At 34.3% G+C, this 20,405-nt stretch carries 15 protein-coding genes; 10 read left to right on the forward strand and 5 right to left on the reverse strand.

Annotated elements, in window-relative coordinates; translation table 11 throughout:
• The first annotated feature begins 190 nt into the window (after positions 1 to 190).
• Both ACNQGX_RS03350 and ACNQGX_RS03355 read left to right on the forward strand, forming a co-directional pair.
• Positions 191 to 3,502: a glycosyltransferase family 117 protein gene (locus ACNQGX_RS03350; protein WP_417974003.1), complete on the forward strand. Its 3,312-nt coding sequence runs from the start codon at positions 191 to 193 to the stop codon at positions 3,500 to 3,502.
• Positions 3,503 to 3,584: 82 nt separating this feature from the next.
• Positions 3,585 to 4,235, forward strand: a complete 651-nt coding sequence (locus ACNQGX_RS03355) for a polysaccharide deacetylase family protein (protein WP_417974005.1) — start codon at positions 3,585 to 3,587, stop codon at positions 4,233 to 4,235.
• 7 nt (positions 4,236 to 4,242) lie between these two features.
• On the opposite strand, the gene ACNQGX_RS03360 is transcribed toward ACNQGX_RS03355, so the two are convergent.
• The 3 genes from ACNQGX_RS03360 to ACNQGX_RS03370 form a co-directional block, all read right to left on the reverse strand.
• Positions 4,243 to 4,539 (reverse strand): thioredoxin family protein, encoded by a 297-nt coding sequence (locus ACNQGX_RS03360; protein WP_417974007.1) that lies wholly within the window; start codon positions 4,537 to 4,539, stop codon positions 4,243 to 4,245.
• A gap of 73 nt (positions 4,540 to 4,612) precedes the next feature.
• Positions 4,613 to 5,848 carry a metallophosphoesterase gene (locus ACNQGX_RS03365; RefSeq protein ID WP_417974009.1) on the reverse strand — a complete coding sequence of 412 codons (1,236 nt, stop codon included), beginning with the start codon at positions 5,846 to 5,848 and terminating at the stop codon, positions 4,613 to 4,615.
• Between the two features lie 213 nt (positions 5,849 to 6,061).
• Positions 6,062 to 7,555 carry a hypothetical protein gene (locus ACNQGX_RS03370; protein WP_417974011.1) on the reverse strand — a complete coding sequence of 498 codons (1,494 nt, stop codon included), beginning with the start codon at positions 7,553 to 7,555 and terminating at the stop codon, positions 6,062 to 6,064.
• Positions 7,556 to 7,904: 349 nt separating this feature from the next.
• Between ACNQGX_RS03370 and polA the strand changes: the two genes are divergently transcribed.
• The gene (gene polA / locus ACNQGX_RS03375; RefSeq protein WP_417974013.1) at positions 7,905 to 10,748 is read left to right on the forward strand and encodes a DNA polymerase I; all 2,844 of its coding nucleotides are present in this window, start codon (positions 7,905 to 7,907) and stop codon (positions 10,746 to 10,748) included.
• Positions 10,749 to 10,832: 84 nt separating this feature from the next.
• Here polA and ACNQGX_RS03380 read toward each other — a convergent pair whose 3' ends face one another.
• Positions 10,833 to 11,858 (reverse strand): LacI family DNA-binding transcriptional regulator, encoded by a 1,026-nt coding sequence (locus tag ACNQGX_RS03380; protein WP_131914951.1) that lies wholly within the window; start codon positions 11,856 to 11,858, stop codon positions 10,833 to 10,835.
• A 345-nt stretch (positions 11,859 to 12,203) separates the two neighbouring features.
• Here ACNQGX_RS03380 and rplM point away from each other — a divergent pair, with 345 nt between their 5' ends.
• The 4 genes from rplM (at position 12,204) to tsf (ending at position 15,001) form a co-directional block, all read left to right on the forward strand.
• Positions 12,204 to 12,659, forward strand: a complete 456-nt coding sequence (gene rplM / locus ACNQGX_RS03385) for a 50S ribosomal protein L13 (protein WP_066080505.1) — start codon at positions 12,204 to 12,206, stop codon at positions 12,657 to 12,659.
• Positions 12,659 to 13,045 carry a 30S ribosomal protein S9 gene (gene rpsI / locus ACNQGX_RS03390; protein ID WP_066080508.1) on the forward strand — a complete coding sequence of 129 codons (387 nt, stop codon included), beginning with the start codon at positions 12,659 to 12,661 and terminating at the stop codon, positions 13,043 to 13,045. Before rplM ends, rpsI begins: the two co-directional genes overlap by 1 nt.
• Positions 13,046 to 13,221: 176 nt before the next feature.
• Positions 13,222 to 14,043, forward strand: a complete 822-nt coding sequence (rpsB, locus tag ACNQGX_RS03395; RefSeq protein WP_417974016.1) for a 30S ribosomal protein S2 — start codon at positions 13,222 to 13,224, stop codon at positions 14,041 to 14,043.
• 133 nt (positions 14,044 to 14,176) lie between these two features.
• On the forward strand, positions 14,177 to 15,001 hold the full coding sequence (gene tsf, locus ACNQGX_RS03400; protein WP_417974018.1) for a translation elongation factor Ts: 825 nt from the start codon (positions 14,177 to 14,179) through the stop codon (positions 14,999 to 15,001).
• Positions 15,002 to 15,118: 117 nt separating this feature from the next.
• On the opposite strand, the gene ACNQGX_RS03405 is transcribed toward tsf, so the two are convergent.
• Positions 15,119 to 17,500 carry an outer membrane beta-barrel protein gene (locus tag ACNQGX_RS03405; RefSeq protein WP_417974020.1) on the reverse strand — a complete coding sequence of 794 codons (2,382 nt, stop codon included), beginning with the start codon at positions 17,498 to 17,500 and terminating at the stop codon, positions 15,119 to 15,121.
• A gap of 125 nt (positions 17,501 to 17,625) precedes the next feature.
• Here ACNQGX_RS03405 and ACNQGX_RS03410 point away from each other — a divergent pair, with 125 nt between their 5' ends.
• From ACNQGX_RS03410 to ACNQGX_RS03420, 3 genes are all read left to right on the forward strand, one after another.
• The gene (locus ACNQGX_RS03410) at positions 17,626 to 18,975 is read left to right on the forward strand and encodes a sensor histidine kinase (RefSeq protein ID WP_417974022.1); all 1,350 of its coding nucleotides are present in this window, start codon (positions 17,626 to 17,628) and stop codon (positions 18,973 to 18,975) included.
• Entirely contained in the window at positions 18,975 to 19,667 is a 693-nt protein-coding gene (locus tag ACNQGX_RS03415; protein ID WP_417974024.1) for a response regulator transcription factor, read from the forward strand. Before ACNQGX_RS03410 ends, ACNQGX_RS03415 begins: the two co-directional genes overlap by 1 nt.
• 84 nt (positions 19,668 to 19,751) lie before the next feature.
• Positions 19,752 to 20,405 carry a queuosine precursor transporter gene (locus ACNQGX_RS03420; protein ID WP_417974026.1) on the forward strand — a complete coding sequence of 218 codons (654 nt, stop codon included), beginning with the start codon at positions 19,752 to 19,754 and terminating at the stop codon, positions 20,403 to 20,405.

A 20,405-nucleotide genomic window follows, 5' to 3' on the forward strand; every position in this document is an offset into this window, starting at 1 on the left:
TTAGTTTGTACAAATTTTTTTTGCCTTTTTATGAAAAAAAATTCGTTTAAAATTCAAAATAACTTCAAAAACCTTTAGAATCAATGCGTTATTAAATTGTAATACTTTTCCAGAAAATATTGTTAATGCTAACAAGGTTAAACAAAAAAACATTTTCTTTGTAACTCAAAATTAAATTAAATTTTAGTACATGGATAAAGCAGCATTCAATTTCAATAAATGGAATACAATTATTGGTTGGTTCACATTTGGAATCGCATTATTAACATACACTTTAACTGTTGAACCCACTATGAGTTTTTGGGATTGTGGTGAATACATAGCCACAGCTGCAAAACTTGAGGTTGGCCATCCCCCGGGAGCGCCTTTATACCAAATGATTGGTGCCTTTTTCGCCATGTTTGCTTCAGATGACACACAAATTGCATTAATGGTGAATATGATGTCTGTATTCTCGAGTGCATTTACCATTTTATTTTTATTTTGGTCTTCCTCTATAATTTTAAAGAAACTGATTTCAAGATTTTCTGACCCGAGCCAAAAAGGCGATCAGGCGGAGCAAACAAATAAATACAATGACATTGTTATTCTTGGAAGTTCATTCGTTGGAGCTTTAGCCTATACTTTTTCGGATAGTTTTTGGTTTAATGCCGTAGAAGCCGAAGTATATGCCATGGCATCTTTATTTATTGCCTTATTATTTTGGTTGGGTTTACGTTGGGAACAGGGCATGGACAAGCCTAGAGGAAATAAATGGTTACTAATCATTTCTCTTGTTGTTGGACTTTCATTCGGAGTCCATTTCATGGCACTATTAACAATTCCAGCGATAGGTTTCCTTTATTTTTTCAAAAACTATAAAGTAGTTACCCTCAAAAATTTCATCATTGCAAATGTTGTTGTTATTGCCATTCTATTATTTATTTTCAAATTACTACTCCCTATGACTATGGGATTCTTTGGTAAAACCGAAGTTTTTATGGTCAACAGTTTAGGATTACCGTTTGACTCGGGAACTATATTTGTAACCATACTACTCGCTGTTTTGTTTTATTTTGGTTTAAAATACACCAACAACAGAGGTTTAGCAACATACAATACGCTGATTCTGTGTGTGCTTTTTATCCTGATTGGTTTTTCTACTTGGACAATGTTACCCATACGCGCTAATGCAAATACGGTAATTAATGAAAACAAACCCTCTGATGCGGCTGAAGTTCTTGCGTACTACAATAGAGAGCAATATGGTGTAAATCCTTTGTTTTATGGCCCTCAATACACAGAAGGTTTTGCTGGTTTAGACAAAAACAATCCTTACCTAGACAAAGCGCCCAATTACGAAAGAGATTATAAAACCGGGAAATATATTATTACGAATAATTTCAAAAATGCCGAGCAAAATACAGATGACAATCAAAAAACTATTTTGCCAAGAATGTGGAGCGGTGATCACATCGAAAACTACATGAATTTTACAAATCCACCTCAATTCAGATTAAATCCTGATTATCCGTACGAGGATGATTTAGCCAAATACGGCATCGATCCGAGTCAATTGAGCGAGGAAGATTACAACAAGGCGATTGCTCAGTTAAAAAACGAAACCGAAAAAATAATAACTGAATTCAGACAAGCCTACGCTCAAAAACAAATTGACAACGAAGGTTATGTTACGTTCCTAAAAAGCTATGGTGATTATTTAATTGTTGAAAAACCAACAACTGCTGACAATTTAGGATTCATGGTTGAATACCAGTTTGGCTACATGTACTGGAGATACTTGATGTGGAATTTTGTTGGTCGACAAAATGACATTCAGGGAAAATACGACTATCTGGATGGCAACTGGCTTAGTGGCATAACTTTTATAGACGAACTCCATTTAGGAAGTCAAGACAATTTACCTTCTGATGTATTGAACAACAAAGGTCGAAATGTGTATTTTTTTCTGCCTTTTATTCTCGGCTTAATCGGTTTAATGTATCATGCCAATAAAGACTTAAAAAGCTTCTATGTATTACTCGCCTTATTCCTTTTTACCGGAATAGCATTAAAAATCTACTTAAACGAAAGACCTTTCGAGCCTAGAGAAAGAGATTATGCCTTAGTTGGTTCCTTTTATGTATTTGCCATTTGGATAGGCTTTGGTGTTTATGCATTATACGAAAGTGCCACGAAATATTTAGCCCCAAAACTGGCAGGCCCTATTATTATCGCAGCCAGTTTATTGGCAGCTCCGGTTCTTATGGCTTCTCAAAACTGGGATGATCACGACCGTTCCGGAAAACATACTGCTGTTGCAATGGCAAAAGCATATCTGGAATCATGTGATCCAAACGCTATTTTATTCACAATTGGCGATAATGATACGTTCCCGCTTTGGTACGCACAAGAAATCGAAAAAGTGAGAACGGATGTTAAAATCGTGAACACGAGCCTTTTCATGACGGATTGGTATATCGATCAGATGAAAACTAAAACATACGAATCAGATCCTTTGCCTATTTCATTTACACACGATCAATATGTAGGAGACAAACTGGACTATGTAGCTCACATTCCAAAAGTTGAAAGTCGTTGGGATATAAAAGATTTTATCAATTTTATCAAAAATCCAAAATCAACTGTAGATATGCAAAACGGACAAACAATCCATTTTTACCCTACTAACAAGATTCGGATTCCTGTTGACAAAAATATAATTATACAGAACAAAGTAGTTAACCCTAAACACAATGATTCTATTGTCTCTTACATTGACTTGGACATCAAAGGAAATGCATTGTACAAAAACAGATTGATGATGCTTGATATTGTTGCGAATAACAATTGGAAAAGACCAATCTATTTTAGCGGTGGTGCATTTGACAGTGAAGATTATATCTGGATGAAAGAGTATCTTCAATTAGAAGGAATGGTTTACAAACTGGTTCCAATAAGAACCGCTTTGTCAAAAGATGCAAGTCCACTTGATATGGGACAAATAGATTCTGATAAAATGTATGCTAAAGTTATGAAATGGGATTGGGGCAATGGCGAAAGTCCAAAAATTTATCACGACCCTGAAACTCGTAGAAACAGCATAACCTACAGAACCAACCTTTCTAGATTAATGAATCAGTTAATTGTTGAAGGACAAAAAGATAAAGCAAAAAACATTATCGATCTGGCAATGACAAAAATGCCTTTGGAGTATTTTGACTATTATTCTTTACTAGAACCTTTCGCTGGCGGATATTACAAAATCGACGAAAAATTAAAAGCACAACAATTGCTGGACAAATTAATACTAAAATACAGAGAAAACCTTAATTATTATGGCAATCTAAAATCTTCTGAGCAAACTAGTATTGCCATTCCTATCATCACTGATATTGAGCGATACAGAAGTCTTTTAACCGTAATGAAAGAAAATGGTGATTTAGATTTCTACAATAAAAATAGAATTGTATTCAATACTTACATTAAAATGTTTGACCGCTTTGGACGCGAAAAAGAATAACTTCAAACAAAAAAGATTCTGATTAGAAAAGGTAGCGATGTTGAAAAATGTCGCTATTTTTTTTTAATTTTAAAACTAAAAAATGAAACTTTACTGGATAAAGACGAATTGGATTATAAAAACAATATTCTCTAATTACACTTGGGATGTTTCCAATACCGGAAGCAGCACTACAGTCTACCTAACATTTGACGATGGACCTATTCCAGAAATTACAGAATGGGTTTTGAATGAATTAAAAAAGTACCATGTAAAAGCTACTTTTTTTTGCATTGGAGATAATATTGATAAAAATCCTGAAATATTCAAAAAGGTAATTAGCGACGGTCATTCCATAGGGAATCACACTTTTAATCATTTGAACGGTTGGAAAACTTCAACTGAAGCCTATATTGAAAACACTAAACGATGCGAAGCAACTATTCAAAAAAATAGTACTAATAATCTAAAGTCTAAAATATTTCGTCCGCCTTACGGGAAGTTAAAAGTATCTCAATCTAGAAAACTCCGAAAGCTGGGTTACAAAATAATTATGTGGGACGTCCTAAGTGCTGATTTTGATCAAACTTTATCGCAGGAACAATGCTTAGAAAATGTAATATCAAATCTAAGATCAGGAAGTATTATTGTTTTCCACGACAGTATAAAAGCCTTTAAAAACTTAGAATACGTATTGCCGAAAACATTAGCTTATTTAAAAGAAAATAATTTTAATTGTGAGGTGTTGTACTGATAATGCGTTACAATTGTTCTTGAACAATACTAATAATAGTGTTCGCATCTAATTCTCCGGACTGTCTCCATATCATTTGACCTTGTTTGTAAATCATCAACGTAGGCAATCCTTTAATGCGTAAAGCATCGGCTAATTCTTGATTTTTATCCACGTCAATCTTTATGACTTTTGCTTTATCACCAAGAGCGGCTGCTACATCTCTAATTACAAGATGCATTGAAACTGAAGGTTCATTCCATTCTGTGTAAAAGTCTATTAACACAGGCACTTGAGCATTTATAAGTTCTCCAAATTTTGACATAAAACCAAAAATTTAATTTTTAAAATTCACTAAAAAGAGATATTTATTATACAAATGTAGCATTTTAAACGAATTATGCCACATTAACACCTTTTTTTAGTTCGATGACCGTAATTTCCGGCATGATTCCTACTCTGCCCGGATAGGCATGAAAACCAAAACCTCTATTTACATAAACGTACCGTCCTACGTTTTCATATAATCCCGCCCATTGTTTGTAAACATATTGTGCCAAACTCCATTTAAAATAACCTGGTATTTCTATTCCAAACTGCATTCCGTGTGTATGACCTGAAAGCGTAAGATGGAAATTTTTCTCATGATGTTGCACTTCATGTTCCCAATGTGAAGGATCATGACTCATCAAAATTTTAAAATCTTCTTTATTTACATGTTGAGAAGCTTTGTTGATATCGCCCGCTTTTTTGAAATTATGTCCCCAGTTTTCTACGCCAATTAATGCAATTTTAGCATCTCCTTTTTCAATAAAAGTATGTTCGTTTAGCATTAATTTGAAACCAATTTGTCCATATAAATCTTTAATGGCTTTAAAATTGTTCTCTTTTGCTGCCTCTGATGGCCAAGTTATATATTCGCCATAATCGTGATTCCCTAAAACCGAATATTTTCCATATTCATGTTTTTTTATTCTATTAAAGGTTTCTATCCAAGAATGCATTTCTTTGGCATCGGTATTCACAATATCTCCGGTAAACAGAATCATGTCTGAATTTTGTTCGTTGACTAAATCTATTGCATAATTAATTTTCTCCGGGTTATCAAAACTGCCGCTGTGAACATCTGATATTTGAGTAATCGTAAAACCATCAAAAGCATCAGGCAAATCAGGAAAAAATATACGTTGCTTGATGACTTTATAGTTGTATTTACCAATAGTCACTCCATATATTAAAGATAAAAAAGGAACAGCTGCTAGTCCTAATCCTATTTGACTGACAAATTTTCTTCTTGAATTCAGAAAATCTGCATTTTTATCATAATTAACAAAATACTTAACAGCTCCGGTACCTACTCTAAAGATATCTTCTCCCATTAATATGAATGTCAAAATTAGTTTTGGAACATAAACAATAAGCAACAAACCCATGACAACCATCAATTGCTTGGTTTGCCCTGAGTTACGGTCAAATTGCATCAAAGAATAAACAATATATACTAAAACCAATATACTTATAAGCTGAATTGAAAACAATACTGGCTTTGATTTTATTAAGGTTTTTAATACTTGAAAAGTATAAAGCTCAATAACAAGAAGGATTACGCACAAGAATACGATACGAAAGATCATTTTAAAAAAATTTTAAACAAAATAACAAAACAATTCATCAAAACGGCTTCTTATTAATTAAAATTTAACGGTTGATTATCCTATACTGGCTCTTGATGCTTTAAAATTGTATAAATCGACAAAAGCAGAATTAAATCAAAATAGTCGCATTATTTTAAAAACTAAATAATGCGACTATTAAAAATTGTAAAGAAGTATTCCTTTTTATTATTTTTATTTCATTGACATATTATAAGAACGAAATGTAAATGTTTTGTTTGTTCCATTTAACCGCTGTGCATACAATTCAACATATTCTCCATTGGCAAGACTGATGGTCCCTGAAACAGAAAAACTTTGCACATTTGCTGTATTAGAATCTATAAAGGTTTCTGAAGAAGTTATAAAAGTATAAGGAGTTCCGCCAGAAGCAAATTTCACGAAATAAAACAAAAGATCAGCACTGCCGGTTCCACCTTCGAAGGAAACTGAAGCCGCAACCGTAAAAGTTCTTGCCTTTCTACCTAAATAAACCAGCCTGTTAGTTGTAGCGCCATCCATTCTAAACAAATTAGTTGAAATTGTTGTTCCCGGAACTTTATACGCTGTGCTAGTACTTGCAAGCGAGATTGTTGGCGCAGTTACCGTCCGATCCAAATATAAATTTCCAGTTGCATAGGAATCTCCCTCATTTGGAATTCCTGTAGAACGTACGGTCCAAAAATCATTAAAACTATATCCCGTATAGCTACCCACTGTATATCCTTTCACGTATTTCCCTGTTGTAAGTACTCCTGTAAAAACCACTGTTTCCATAACGGCATCTCCGGTTATAACTGGATTAGATGACACATCTAATCCAATAGACGCTCCAGTTACTTCACTAAAACCACCTTGTTTTTGCACTAAACCAAATGTACCTTGCAATTTTTCATAAGTACCTGTATTATTACTGAACCACGCTGCATTATTTATTAATAATTTGCCAATAGTATCATACGTAATCCCCGCAGCGTTACCCACAAATTGAACGATACTGACAAAAACTAATCCGAAACCAGTTATAGAACCTACATTAGAAGAACCTGCGATTATTGCATCTCTTACGATTAAACTTTGTGATGTTGCTCCATTCAAATTAAAAACTTTTCCTCCTCCGGTAACCTGAATAGTTACATTTCTAATACTTCCTCCTGTTGCACCGTCAAACAGATTTCCAGATGTTCTAACCAATACATCCTCATTTGCATCCATACCAGAAACATAGGCATTATTTAAATCAATCGGTAAATCTACATTTATGGTTCCATTTATTTCATAATAAGTATTAACATCCAAAAGATACTTAGTATTACCTCCTGCGGTCTTCTCCGCTGCCAAAACTGTCGCTAGGACATCCGTAGATTTTATACGTTTAAACTTCAATCTGCCATTCGCTTCACTATTCAGTCTAATCCATAATGTTAAAGTAGAATTGTAGTGGTAAAAAGATTTTAAATCTGTATCATAAACTATTAAACCATCGGCTGGAGTCACAATAGCAGTTCTTTGTACAGTTGTCATTCTGGGTGTCAACATTCCTTGGGTTGTTGATGAAACCTCCAGTACTGAACTTGCATGGGGCGTGATAGTTCCTATGCCTACTTGGGCAAACACATTCGCAGTTATTATCATGAAAAATAACAGACAGGCTTGTAACACCTTTTTAGAAAAATAATTTTTTTTCATAACAACTGATTAAAGATTAAATATCAATGAACCTCATTGGAGTAGAAATTCCATGTATAAATTTACATAAAAATATCGTTTAAATACATAAATAATCGTTTAAAAACATTATTTTTATTGATGTATAACTATAATTATATATTCGCAATCACAGCCCTTTAATAATTTATAATTATTTTCTTTCAAATCATTACCCCATAATTTTTCTTCAAAAAAAATAGACTGCAAAATTATTTAACGACAACTTTTAGAAAACTAAAAAAAAGGACTCAAACATGAATCATAAGAAATATTTCACTCCTTTATCTGACAAGTTTTGTACTTTTGAAAACTTTACAAAATCACAATCATGTCACAACAAAAACGCCTTTTCCTTCTTGACGCCTACGCCTTAATCTTTCGAGGCTATTATGCTTTCATAAAAAATCCAAGAATCAATTCTAAAGGAATGGACACATCGGCCATTATGGGATTTATGAATTCATTGATGGATGTAATTAAAAGAGAAAAACCAGACCATTTAGCCGTTGCCTTTGATAATGGCGGAAGTCAATTGAGAAATGATATATTTCCAGAATACAAAGCCCATCGTGATGCCACTCCCGAAGCAATTAAAATTGCTATTCCTTATATCCAAGATTTACTGAAAGCCATGCATATTCCTATTATAGAAGTAAAAGGCTATGAAGCTGATGATTTAATTGGAACAATTGCTAAACAAGCAGAAAAACAGAACTACAAAGTCTTTATGGTAACCCCAGATAAGGATTTTGCACAACTCGTTTCTGAGAATATATTTATGTATAAACCTGCCCGAATGGGTAATGGAATAGAAATTTGGGGAATTCCGGAAGTATTAGCAAAATTTGAAATCGAACGACCAGACCAAGTGATTGACTTTCTTGGAATGATGGGTGATGCTGCCGATAATATTCCAGGACTTCCTGGCGTAGGCGAAGTAACGGCTAAGAAACTTTTGAAAGAATTTGGAACCATGGAAAACCTTTTAGCGAATACTGACAAGCTAAAAGGAAAGATGAAAGAGAACATCGAAGCCAATAAAGAAAAAGGATTGTTATCTAAAACTTTGGCGACAATTTTACTCGATTGTCCGGTTATTTTTGACGAAACGGATTATGAATTATCAACTCCCGATGTAGAAAAAACAGATGCGCTATTCAATGAATTAGAATTTAGAAGAATGGCAGAACAATTTGATGCCATATTTAAAAAAGTCGGAACTGCATCCACCAATAACAATCCCGTTGACGAAACCAAATTGTACAAAAAACCACAGCCAAAAAACGAAGAGCAATTCGACCTTTTTGGAAGTACACTACAGGATGACTCCTCAGAAGAAACACGTCATCAATATTATAACTCATTAGAAAACACAGAACATTCTTATCAGATAATTCAAGGTGATTTAGGACTGAAATTGCTGTTGCAAAATTTACAAAACCAATCTTCCGTTTGTTTTGATACCGAAACAACCGGTTTGGATGCTTTGCATGCTGAATTGGTTGGAATCTCATTTTCGTATGAAAAAGGAAAAGGATTCTATGTTCCGTTTCCGGAAAACCGCGACCAAGCGCAAACTTTAATTGAAAAATTCATTCCTTTTTTCGAAAATGAAAGCATTGAGAAAATTGGTCAAAATTTAAAATACGATTTAAAGATTCTTTCTAATTATAATGTTACCGTAAAAGGAAAATTATTCGACACCATGATTGCACATTATCTGATCAATCCGGATATGCGTCATAACATGGATATTTTATCGGAAACGTATTTAAAATATTCGCCTCAATCCATTGAAACTTTAATTGGTAAAAAAGGAAAAAACCAGAAATCAATGCGTGACGTTGCATTGGAAGAAATAAAAGAGTATGCCGTTGAAGATGCTGACGTAACCTTGCAACTCAAGGAAATATTCACCTTGGAATTAGACAAAACAGGAACCAAGAAACTTTTTGAAGAAATCGAAATTCCATTGGTAAAAGTCTTGGCTGACATGGAAAAAGAAGGAATCCGTGTAGATGTGGATTTCTTGAAATCACTGTCAAAAACATTAGACGACGACATTAAAATATTGGAGGTAAACATTTATGAAACTGCGGGCGAAAAATTCAATCTGGCTTCCCCGAAACAACTGGGTGATGTTTTATTTGACAAATTGAAAATTGGCGGAGCCAAACAAAAAAAGACCAAAACAGGTCAATATGCCACAGGGGAGGAAATTTTAAGTTATTTAGCTTCCGAAAATCCAATTGTGAAAGATATTCTCGACTGGCGCCAATTGGTAAAACTGCAAAATACGTATGTAGAAGCATTACCCAATCAAGTAGATAAAATTACGAACCGTATCCACACGGATTACATGCAAACCGTTGCCGCAACGGGACGATTGAGTTCGAATAATCCGAACTTACAAAACATTCCGATTCGTACGGAACGTGGCCGACAAATCAGAAAAGCATTTGTGGCCCGAGATGAAAACTACACTTTGGTTTCTGCCGATTATTCTCAAATAGAATTGCGAGTAATAGCGGCATTAAGTGGTGAAGAAAACATGATTAAGGCATTCCAAAATCATGAAGACATTCACAAATCCACGGCTTCAAAAGTATTTAATGTTCCGCTCGAAGAAGTGACTCGCGAGCAACGAAGTCATGCCAAAACGGTGAATTTTGGAATTATTTATGGAGTTTCGGCTTTTGGATTGAGCAATCAAACCTCTTTATCCAGAAGTGAAAGCGCCGCTTTGATTGAAGCATATTACAAAACATATCCAAGATTAAAATCCTATATTCAGGAACAAATAGATTTTGCAAGAGACAATGGTTATGTGCAAACAATCCTGGGGCGTCGTCGCTATTTGAAAGATATTAATTCGCAAAACGCCATTGTTCGTGGTGGCGCAGAACGAAATGCGGTAAATGCGCCAATACAAGGAAGCGCTGCCGACATCATTAAAATTGCGATGATTAATATTCATGAAAAACTAACCTCCGAAAACTGGAAAAGCAAAATGTTGTTACAGGTTCATGATGAGCTTGTGTTTGACGTGCACAATTCGGAGCTCGAAAAAATCCAACCGATGATAAAATACGAAATGGAACATGCCTTTAAACTTGATGTACCTTTGGATGTTGATTTAGGAGCAGGGAAAGATTGGCTGGAAGCGCATTAGAATTATCTTCCTTAATACTCATAAAAAAATCTCTAATCATTTAAAACGATTAGAGATTTTTTTAGACTTATTTATTATAGGAAACTACAATTTCCTTGTTGATTCTCTTTCTTTCAATTTTGTTTTGATTACTACCGTCTCATAAGGAACGTGCTCTTCTTTGGATTCTAATCTCGCGATAAGCAATTTAGCCGCAACTTCGCCTATTTCTATTCCATGCTGACTTACCGTAGTTAAACTTGGAGATAATCTTCTAGAAGCTAGAATTCCATCGGCAAAACCTATAATAGAAAGTTCTTTCGGTATTTTAAATCCTTTTTTAAGACCTACTTTTAATGCGGCCACCGAATCATTTTCATCCAAAGCAAAAACACCATCTATTGTATTGTTATCAAAAATACTTTCAATTTTATTTTTCAAATTGTCTTCAGAATCCGTTCTAAGAATTATATTAGCGTTTACAGGAATATTATTATTTTCCAATGCCTTAAGATACCCTTCAGCTCTTAATTTACCAACACTTAAATTATCTACAGAAGAAAATAAAGCGATGTTCTTGCATCCTATATTTATTAAATGCTGCGTAGAATTTAAAGCCGAATCAAAATCATCGACTACAACTTTATCACACTCCACCCCATCAGCAATTCTATCGAACATAACTATAGGAGTCCCGTCATTAATAATCTCTTTAAAATGATTATACTCATGATTTTTTTGTGCTTCTTCAGAAACGGAAACAATAAATCCATCAATAGTCCCATTACTTAGCATTTCAAGTGTATGTGCTTCTTTTTCTAATGATTCATTAGAGATACACATAATAACATTATATCCTTTTTCATCCGCTATTTTTTCTATACCGCTAAATACTTTAGCAAAAAAAGAATTTAAAATATTTGGAATAATTACACCAATGGTTTTTGTCTTTCTATTTTTGAGATTCAGACCAATTACATTGGGTTTGTAATTTTTAAGTTTAGCATATTCTTTAATTTTAATTTTCGTCAGCTCACTAATTTCCGGGCTATCATTAAGTGCTTTTGAAACTGTAGAAACAGAAACATTCAGTTCTTTTGCGATTTGTTTTAATGTTGCTTTAGCTTTCATAAGGGAGATATTTGTCGTAATTCATATAGTAAAAACAGTAACAAGATATGTATAATTAGAATATTAACTGTTTAAATGACAAAAATAGCCAATAAAATATAAAATTTACCTCTGAAAAACTAGAAATATACAATAAAAGCACACAAAAACTACAGTCCATTGAATTCAACTCACGAAGAAGAGAGAAACACAAATTCAATCGCAGAATAATATTTCAAATATCCAGTTGATAATCAGTACTAAAACAAGTGAAAAATAATCTTTTAAGGTATTTGTATTTAAAATAATTAATTGTACTTTTGCAACCCCTTTATTGGGGATGGAATGTTTAATTAAAATAATATTATGGACGCATTAAGCTACAAGACACAATCAGCAAGCAAAGCCACCGTTACAAAAGAGTGGATTGTTGTAGACGCTGATGGGCATAACTTAGGTCGTATGGCTTCAAAGATCGCAATGATCCTTAGAGGTAAATACAAAGCTAGTTATACGCCGCACGTTGACTGTGGAGATAACGTAATTGTTATCAACTCAGAAAAAATCAACCTTACAGGAAACAAGATGAAAGAGAAAACTTACATCCGCCACACTGGCTACCCTGGAGGACAAAGAACTTTAACTGCTGAAGTATTGCAATCAAAAAACCCTGCATTACTAGTTGAAAAAGCGATAAAAGGGATGTTACCTAAAAACAAGTTAGGTGCTGAGCTTTTTAGAAATTTAAATGTTGTTGTAGGATCAGAGCACAAACAAGGCGCTCAAAAACCTAGAACAGTTAACCTTAACGATCTTAAGTAATGGGAGTTATTCACAAAATCGGTAGAAGAAAAACCGCTGTTGCACGTGTTTATGTTTCGGAAGGAACAGGAGTAATCACTGTAAACAAAAAAGCATTCGAAACGTACTTCCCAACTGCAACTTTACAGTACAAAGTATTACAACCTATGTCTATGACAGAAAATGTAAGCAACTTTGACGTAAAAGTTAACGTTTACGGAGGTGGTTCAACTGGTCAGGCAGAAGCTGTAAGAATGGCATTGGCACGCGTTATGTGTGAAGTAAATGCTGAAAACAGAGCTATCTTGAAACCAGAAGGTTTATTGACAAGAGATCCAAGAATGGTTGAACGTAAGAAATTCGGTCAGAAGAAAGCTCGTAAGAGATTCCAATTCTCTAAACGTTAATATTACCTGTCTTGTTCAAATGGGACAAGACATCGTTCCTTTATTATTGAATTTAAAAAAACAAAGTTGTTGTTGCTCTCCTACCGAGGTAGGAAATAGTTTAGCATCTAAATGTATAAAGCCGGGAAACCGCCATTTATTCATTGCTAATCAACAGAACGTAAACTAGAACAAAAATGGCAAACAAAGTAGAAGTAAAAGAATTACTAGAAGCAGGTGTTCACTTCGGACACATGACTAGAAAATGGGATCCAAACATGGCTCCTTACATTTATATGGAGCGTAATGGTATTCACATTATCAATCTATATAAAACTGCAGCAAAAATTGAAGAAGCGAATGAAGCTTTGAAAAAAATCGCTGCATCAGGTAGAAAAATATTATTCGTAGCTACCAAAAAACAAGCAAAAGACATCGTTGCTGAAAAAGCAAAAGCTGCAAACATGCCTTACATTACTGAAAGATGGCCTGGTGGAATGCTAACTAACTTCGTAACTATCCGTAAAGCTGTTAAAAAAATGGCTACTATTGATAAAATGAAGAAAGATGGTACATTCATGACCCTTTCTAAAAAAGAGCGTTTGCAAGTAGATCGTCTTCGTGCTAAATTAGAGAAAAATTTAGGTTCAATCGCTGACATGTCCAGACTACCAGCTGCATTGTTCGTAGTTGATATCAAAGCGGAACACATCGCAATAAAAGAAGCTCAAAAATTAAACATTCCAGTTTTTGCAATGGTTGATACAAATTCTGATCCTCGTGAAGTAGAATATGTAATTCCTGCAAATGATGATGCTTCTAAATCAATTGATAAAATTTTATCTTTAGTTACAGCTGCAATTGTTGAAGGACTTTCTGATAGAGGTTCTGACAAAGAAGGTGAAGCTACTGCTGAAGTTGTTGCTCCTGCTACCACTGAAGTTGTTGCTCCTGCTGCTGAAGCTGTGGAAGCAGCTCCTGCTGTAGAAGCTGCTGCTCCAACTGCAACTGAAGAATAAATAAACATTTAATTCCAAGTTTTAAATTCCTCTCCAAAAAAAATTAGAAACCTAAAGTTGATAATTTAATAAAATTGGAAATTGGATTTAACACTTGGAATTTTTTACTTTTAACCTTAAAAAATAATACAATATGGCAACAATTACTGCTGCAGACGTAAATAAATTAAGAACAATCACTGGTGCAGGTATGATGGACTGCAAAAAAGCCTTGGTTGAAGCAGACGGAGATTTTGATTTAGCAATCGAAAACTTACGTAAAAAAGGACAAAAAGTAGCTGCTAACCGTTCAGATAGAGAATCTACTGAAGGTGCTGCAATTGCTGTTGTAAATGCTGACAAAACTGCTGGAGTTGTTATCACATTGAACTGTGAGACTGACTTCGTAGGAATGAATGAGAACTTTGTAAAAATGGCTACTGAAATGGCTAATTTAGCATTGAACTTCAATACTAAAGAAGAATTTTTAGCGGCTGATTTCAACGGAATTACTGTTGCTGATAAATTAATAGAGCAAACAGGAGTTATCGGTGAAAAATTAGAAATCAGAACTTTCGAAAAATTAGAAGGTGCATTCATCGGATCTTACATCCACTCTGGAAACAAAATCGCTACTTTAGTTGCGCTATCTGCAAATGTTGAAGGTGCTGATGAAGTTTCAAGAAACGTATCTATGCAAGCAGCAGCTATGGCTCCTATTGCATTAAACGAAGAAGGTGTTGATGCAGAAACTATCGCTAAAGAAATCGAAATTGCTAAAGACATCCTACGTCAAGAAGGAAAAGCCGAAGCAATGTTAGACAATATCGCTAAAGGTAAATTAGCTCGTTTCTTTAAAGACAACACTTTAGTAAACCAAGATTACATCAAAGACAACAAATTAAGCGTTGCTAATTATGTAAAATCTTTAGATAAAGATCTTATCGTTACAGGTTTCAAAAGAGCTGCTTTAGGATAAAGTCATTGCGAGGAACGAAGCAATCACATTCGTGAATTTCACAACCCGCATTCATATAAAAACCCCATTTCGAAGTAATTTGAAATGGGGTTTTTCTTGCTATATATTTAACTTTCTCTAAAGTCTTTTCTGTTCTTCCGTCTTCTCTTTCTCTGTTTTGTTTTTTAATTTTTGATTCCCCAGATTATATTTAAACCCTATTCTAAAACTTTGGGTGTCGCTATAATCATAAAAATAATTATTTTGGTTGGCATATTTTGTAGACACAATACTCTTTTGGCCTCGATAAATATCTGAGAGAATAAGCGAAACTTCGGCATTCTTATTCCAGAATTTCTTCTTGCAACTCATTTCCAAACTAGACGAACCTGTGATTGTAAAGGTGCCTTGAACCGAGGGCGAATTGTACCAAAAATCAACTTCGGCCGTGAAATCTTTCTTCTTGTTGAGATTAAATTGCTGACTAATGCTACTACTAAAGCCCCAAACATTATTTGTATATAAATTCCCGTCTATACCTTGAAATAAATCTTCTGTATATTTTATTCCTGATTGCAATCCGATTGTCCACCAAGACTTTGGCTCAAGATTACAACTGAAATCCAATCCAACAGCCTGATCTTTTTCAATATTTGTAAAATGATACACCACCGTATTTGTAGCATTGTCTTGAAAGGAAATTTCCATAGACGGATTTTTTTCATTCCTATAGTACAAATCAAAGTTATACTTACGCTGCAGCGTGTAAAGAAAACTAAAATTATGCGTAATCGTAGGCTGCAAACTAGCGTCGCCTATAAAATAGGAATACTTATTATAATATGATTTTGAAGGATTCAGCCAACTGTAGTTAGGTCTCGTGATGCGTTTTCCATAGGATATCCCCATTTCATTCCCTTCAGACGGCTTATACATGGCATATAAAGTCGGGAAAAGCTTCAAATAGTTTTGCGGATTAACTTCTTTCGGATTAACGGAAATACCTTCCAATTGCGTGTATTCAGCCCGCAAACCTGCCTTCAGACTCCATTTTTCTAATTCTTTTGAAAAACTGGCGTAAGCTGCAAAAATGTTTTCATTATAATCAAAGACGTTGCTTTTTTCGGGTTTATCAATCAAAATACTGACCTCTTCCTCCTGAAAAAGCAATTTGTTTTTGGCTTTGACATTCCCAAATTTCAAGCCTGTTTCAAAGGTTGACTTATCATTTTCTAAACTATAATCCAATTGAGAAGAGAACAAATTAATCACTTGACGGTTATCGCTCACAAATCTTGAGGTGTATTCCGGTGTTCCCAAAAAGTTAAAAACCGTATTCACATCTTGATTTACTATATCATTATAATTGGTATAATCTGACGAAAAATTTAAAGATTCTTTTGCCCCCAATTTATGTTCGTAAGACAAATTATAAGAACTGTTTCTTGACATTGGCGTTCGTTTATTACTAGTCACATAGCGTGATTCTATTTGATCTTGACTATTGTAAATAGTCGTAGGAACAACATAATTTCCACTATTCTTCTGGCTTATAAAACCATCCGTTCCAAAAGATAGTGTGTTCAGACTATCAATTTCATATTCGGCATTCAAACGATACGTGTTTTGGGATAATGATTTCTTTTTTCTGTTCATGACACTTTTCCAAGTCGTTTGTTGCTCATCAAAATGCACCACGTCTTCGCCTTGACGCAAATAAGTACCGGAACCAAACATATAACTTCCAAAAAATGAAAACTTTTTCATTTTAAAATACTGACTTGTACTGGCCACATATTTGGCATAAATACTCTGAACATAAGCCGTTTTTAAAGTTCCCTTATAACCTTCCTTTAGATTCTTTTTCATTTTAATATTCAAAACAGCACTTCCTGCAGCTTCATATTTCGCAGGCGGATTCGTGATCACCTCAACCGATTTGATGTCATCCCCATTCGTTCCCTCCAACATGGTTTTGAGTTCCTCGCCTGTGAGATATATTTTTTTATCGTTAACAGTCACCAAAATACCTTTACTTCCGCGAATGGACAAATCACCACCAGAAACCGTGACACTGGGGGTTTTCTTGAGTATTTCCCAAGCATTATTACTCGAAAGTATCGTATTCTCCACATTGAATTCCAAACGGTCTATTTTTCTTTTCAACGTAGGTTTTTTAGAACTGACAACCACTTCTTCTAATTTGGTTTCAAGATCTTGCAGCACAACTTCTTTCTTATCCACATCATTTCCAATAGCAATAATTTCAGAACAGATTGCAAATCCCACTGATTTCACTTGCATCGAATAACTACCTTTTTGAATAGTCCCTATTTCAAAAATCCCTTTTTCATTGGCTACGCCAACTTTCCGAACCAAAGTATCCGATTGATTTGTCAAACAAACGGAAGCGAAGGCAATCGGTAACTTCTTATTGTTCACAACGCTACCCGAGAATTTAAAATTTTGCGATAAGCACAATATCGGCATAAGTAGCAGAACAAAAACATATTTTTTCATAGTGATTAATTTTTGATGCAAATCTCAATAATCACTTCCGAAAAGAGGGTTAACAATGAGTTAACGAAGGGTTAATGGCGACAATCACGGCTTTTTAGAACAATTAAATAAACTATTTTTGTGCTATGAAAAATAAGATTTTAATTACTGGCTGCACATTCACCGTCATTGCTTTGTTGTCCATTCAAGCCTATTTTATTTACAATACCTACCAATTAAAGGAAAATGAGTTAACTGCCCAAGTAAAAAAGGTATTAGAGAAATTAGACGATAGGGAAAACAATGCCAGAAACGATTCTATATATCGCATTCAACAGGAAATCATAGTTGATTTTTCGAACGGCAAAATAAACAAAAGCGAATTAGTCGCCAATTTAAAGAAAGCGGAGGCTTTCTATGCCAAAATTGCGATCAATTATATCAACGGAAAATTTAAAAAAACCAATTACGAGATAGGATTTTCAAAGAATATCAAATCTATTATTATAAAAAACAAGAACAGGAATGATACTATATTCAATCAAGACACATCACTTTTCCATACCCAAGAAAAACTAAAGTATAAACATATTTTAAACACGGGAACCTGGTCTAGCAGTGGCAGCATAAAAACAAAAAAAGACGGCAAACTAGCCGAAGAGCATCAGTACGCATTTGAAGTAATAAGAGTTTCCTACTACTGCATCAATAATTTAAAGCAACTCATTTTTTCTGAAATGATAGGCTTGCTTTTGGCTTCCTTCTTCCTGATGTCGTTCGTGATTTTGTTATTTTATATCTCCATAAAAAACGGCATCAAGCAAAAGAAAATTGCCGAAATGCAACGTGATTTCATCAATAACATTACCCACGAATTCAAAACGCCTTTGGCAACTTTGAGTATTGCCACCAAAACTTTGAATGCAACTATTTTAGACGAAGAAATGCAAAAAAACACCGTGGCCATCATAGAACGGCAAAATAATCGTTTGCAAAATATTGTCAATCAAGTTAATTTTGATTCCTTGCTTTTGAATATCTCCACACTAAAATTGGAACAAAACATAAACCAAGAGGCTATTGGGAATTGCATCACGGATTTTCAGGTAGCGCATCCAGCTATTGAAATCTTCAGTCAATTGAATACGTCGAATATTGATTTAAAAATGAGTAAATTTCATTTCAACACCCTATTGGTCAATCTGCTTGAAAATGCCGTAAAATACGGAGGAACCCAAATCACCATTACAACAAAAAGCGTGGTAAATGCTTTTATTTTAAGTATCAGAGATAACGGAATCGGCATCCATAAAAACGACCAAAACGCGGTTTTCGATAAATTTTACCGAATTCAAAATGGCGACATCCACAATACTAAAGGTCTTGGTTTGGGTCTATTTTATGCCCGAGAAATAATAGAAAGTTATCAAGGTAAAATAACCATTGAAAGTCAGCAAAATAAAGGCGCCACTTTCATCATTTCAATTCCTATATAATGACGCATATTCTTTTAACCGAAGACGATTTTGATTTCGCAACTATCCTCAAACAATATCTCGAAATTTCGGGATTTCAAGTTACTTGGGCAAAAAACGGAGCCGAAGCCTTGGCAATTTTCAATGGCAATGGCAACAATAACAATATTGACATTTGCATCCTCGATGTAATGATGCCACAAATGGACGGTTTTATGCTTGCCGAAAAAATTATTGCCATAAATCCGGAAATGCCTTTTCTGTTTCTAACCGCCAAAAGCTTTAAAGAAGATAAAATCAAAGGACTAAAACTGGGTGCCGACGATTACATTTTGAAACCCTGTGAAGCCGACGAATTAGTCTTGCGAATTCATAACATTCTAAAAAGAAATCAAAAGAAAGCCTTACAATCGACTGAAAAAATAGCTGTTGGAAATTATTTATTTGATTATAAAAATTTACAATTAACCCATCCTAATAAATCGCATCGCATCACAGATAAAGAGGCACAACTATTACTTTTCCTTTTTCAGAACAAGAATGGGGTAATCAAAAGAGACGCAATCCTAAATGCTATTTGGAGCAATGACGATTTTTTTTCGGGACGTAGTATGGATGTTTTTATAAGCAGATTGCGAAAATATTTCTCTGAGGACAAAAGCGTTTCAATAGACTCAATTCGAGGAATAGGTTTAGAATTCAGGGTGGATTAAAAGAAATTAAGACTACAATTATTCCATTTCTAAGAAAATAGAAACTCCGAATAAATTACTAAATTTGAGTACTAATTATTTTTTATGTTTAAAACCAAAAAAGAGCACGTATTTATTATCCTCGCCGGAATCTTTATCACCAATGCTGTTACTGCTGAATTAATCGGCGGGAAACTCATACAAATAGGTCCGTTTGTAATGAGCATCGGTATTTTACCCTGGCCAATTGTTTTCCTGACCACCGATTTAATCAATGAATACTTTGGAGAAAAAGGGGTGAAAAAACTCTCTTTAATCACAGCCAGTTTAATCGCTTATGCATTTATTCTCTTGTTTTTAGCCATAAGTATCCCTGCAGCAAAGGGAATAAGTCCGGTAAATGACTATCAATTCTTTGCAGTTTTTGGGCAAAGCATGTGGATAATTGTTGGAAGCATCATTGCCTTCTTGATTTCCCAATTGATTGACGTAACTGTCTTTTGGTTTTTCAAAAACCGCACAGGAAATAGCAAAATATGGCTAAGAGCAACGGGTTCCACCATAATATCCCAATTATTCGATTCTTTTATTGTACTTGGAATTGCTTTTTGGTTGCCCGGAAAAATAAACTTTAATACTTTTATAACTTCCGCATTGACGGGTTATACATTCAAACTTGGAATTGCAATCCTATTGACTCCTTTAATTTATTTGGGTCACTATTTAATAAAAAACTATTTAGCCTCTGAACAGGAATAA

The organism is Flavobacterium glycogeni (assembly GCF_048286775.1).
GTDB lineage: Bacteria > Bacteroidota > Bacteroidia > Flavobacteriales > Flavobacteriaceae > Flavobacterium.

What these genes read in the sequence shown, in the direction of transcription:
- ACNQGX_RS03350 (WP_417974003.1), top strand. Translation starts at nt 191, where the DNA reads ATGGATAAAGCAGCATTCAATTTCAATAAATGGAATACAATTATTGGT.
- ACNQGX_RS03355 (WP_417974005.1), top strand. Translation starts at nt 3,585, where the DNA reads ATGAAACTTTACTGGATAAAGACGAATTGGATTATAAAAACAATATTC.
- ACNQGX_RS03360 (WP_417974007.1), bottom strand. Translation starts at nt 4,539, where the DNA reads ATGTCAAAATTTGGAGAACTTATAAATGCTCAAGTGCCTGTGTTAATA.
- ACNQGX_RS03365 (WP_417974009.1), bottom strand. Translation starts at nt 5,848, where the DNA reads ATGATCTTTCGTATCGTATTCTTGTGCGTAATCCTTCTTGTTATTGAG.
- ACNQGX_RS03370 (WP_417974011.1), bottom strand. Translation starts at nt 7,555, where the DNA reads ATGAAAAAAAATTATTTTTCTAAAAAGGTGTTACAAGCCTGTCTGTTA.
- polA (WP_417974013.1), top strand. Translation starts at nt 7,905, where the DNA reads ATGTCACAACAAAAACGCCTTTTCCTTCTTGACGCCTACGCCTTAATC.
- ACNQGX_RS03380 (WP_131914951.1), bottom strand. Translation starts at nt 11,858, where the DNA reads ATGAAAGCTAAAGCAACATTAAAACAAATCGCAAAAGAACTGAATGTT.
- rplM (WP_066080505.1), top strand. Translation starts at nt 12,204, where the DNA reads ATGGACGCATTAAGCTACAAGACACAATCAGCAAGCAAAGCCACCGTT.
- rpsI (WP_066080508.1), top strand. Translation starts at nt 12,659, where the DNA reads ATGGGAGTTATTCACAAAATCGGTAGAAGAAAAACCGCTGTTGCACGT.
- rpsB (WP_417974016.1), top strand. Translation starts at nt 13,222, where the DNA reads ATGGCAAACAAAGTAGAAGTAAAAGAATTACTAGAAGCAGGTGTTCAC.
- tsf (WP_417974018.1), top strand. Translation starts at nt 14,177, where the DNA reads ATGGCAACAATTACTGCTGCAGACGTAAATAAATTAAGAACAATCACT.
- ACNQGX_RS03405 (WP_417974020.1), bottom strand. Translation starts at nt 17,500, where the DNA reads ATGAAAAAATATGTTTTTGTTCTGCTACTTATGCCGATATTGTGCTTA.
- ACNQGX_RS03410 (WP_417974022.1), top strand. Translation starts at nt 17,626, where the DNA reads ATGAAAAATAAGATTTTAATTACTGGCTGCACATTCACCGTCATTGCT.
- ACNQGX_RS03415 (WP_417974024.1), top strand. Translation starts at nt 18,975, where the DNA reads ATGACGCATATTCTTTTAACCGAAGACGATTTTGATTTCGCAACTATC.
- ACNQGX_RS03420 (WP_417974026.1), top strand. Translation starts at nt 19,752, where the DNA reads ATGTTTAAAACCAAAAAAGAGCACGTATTTATTATCCTCGCCGGAATC.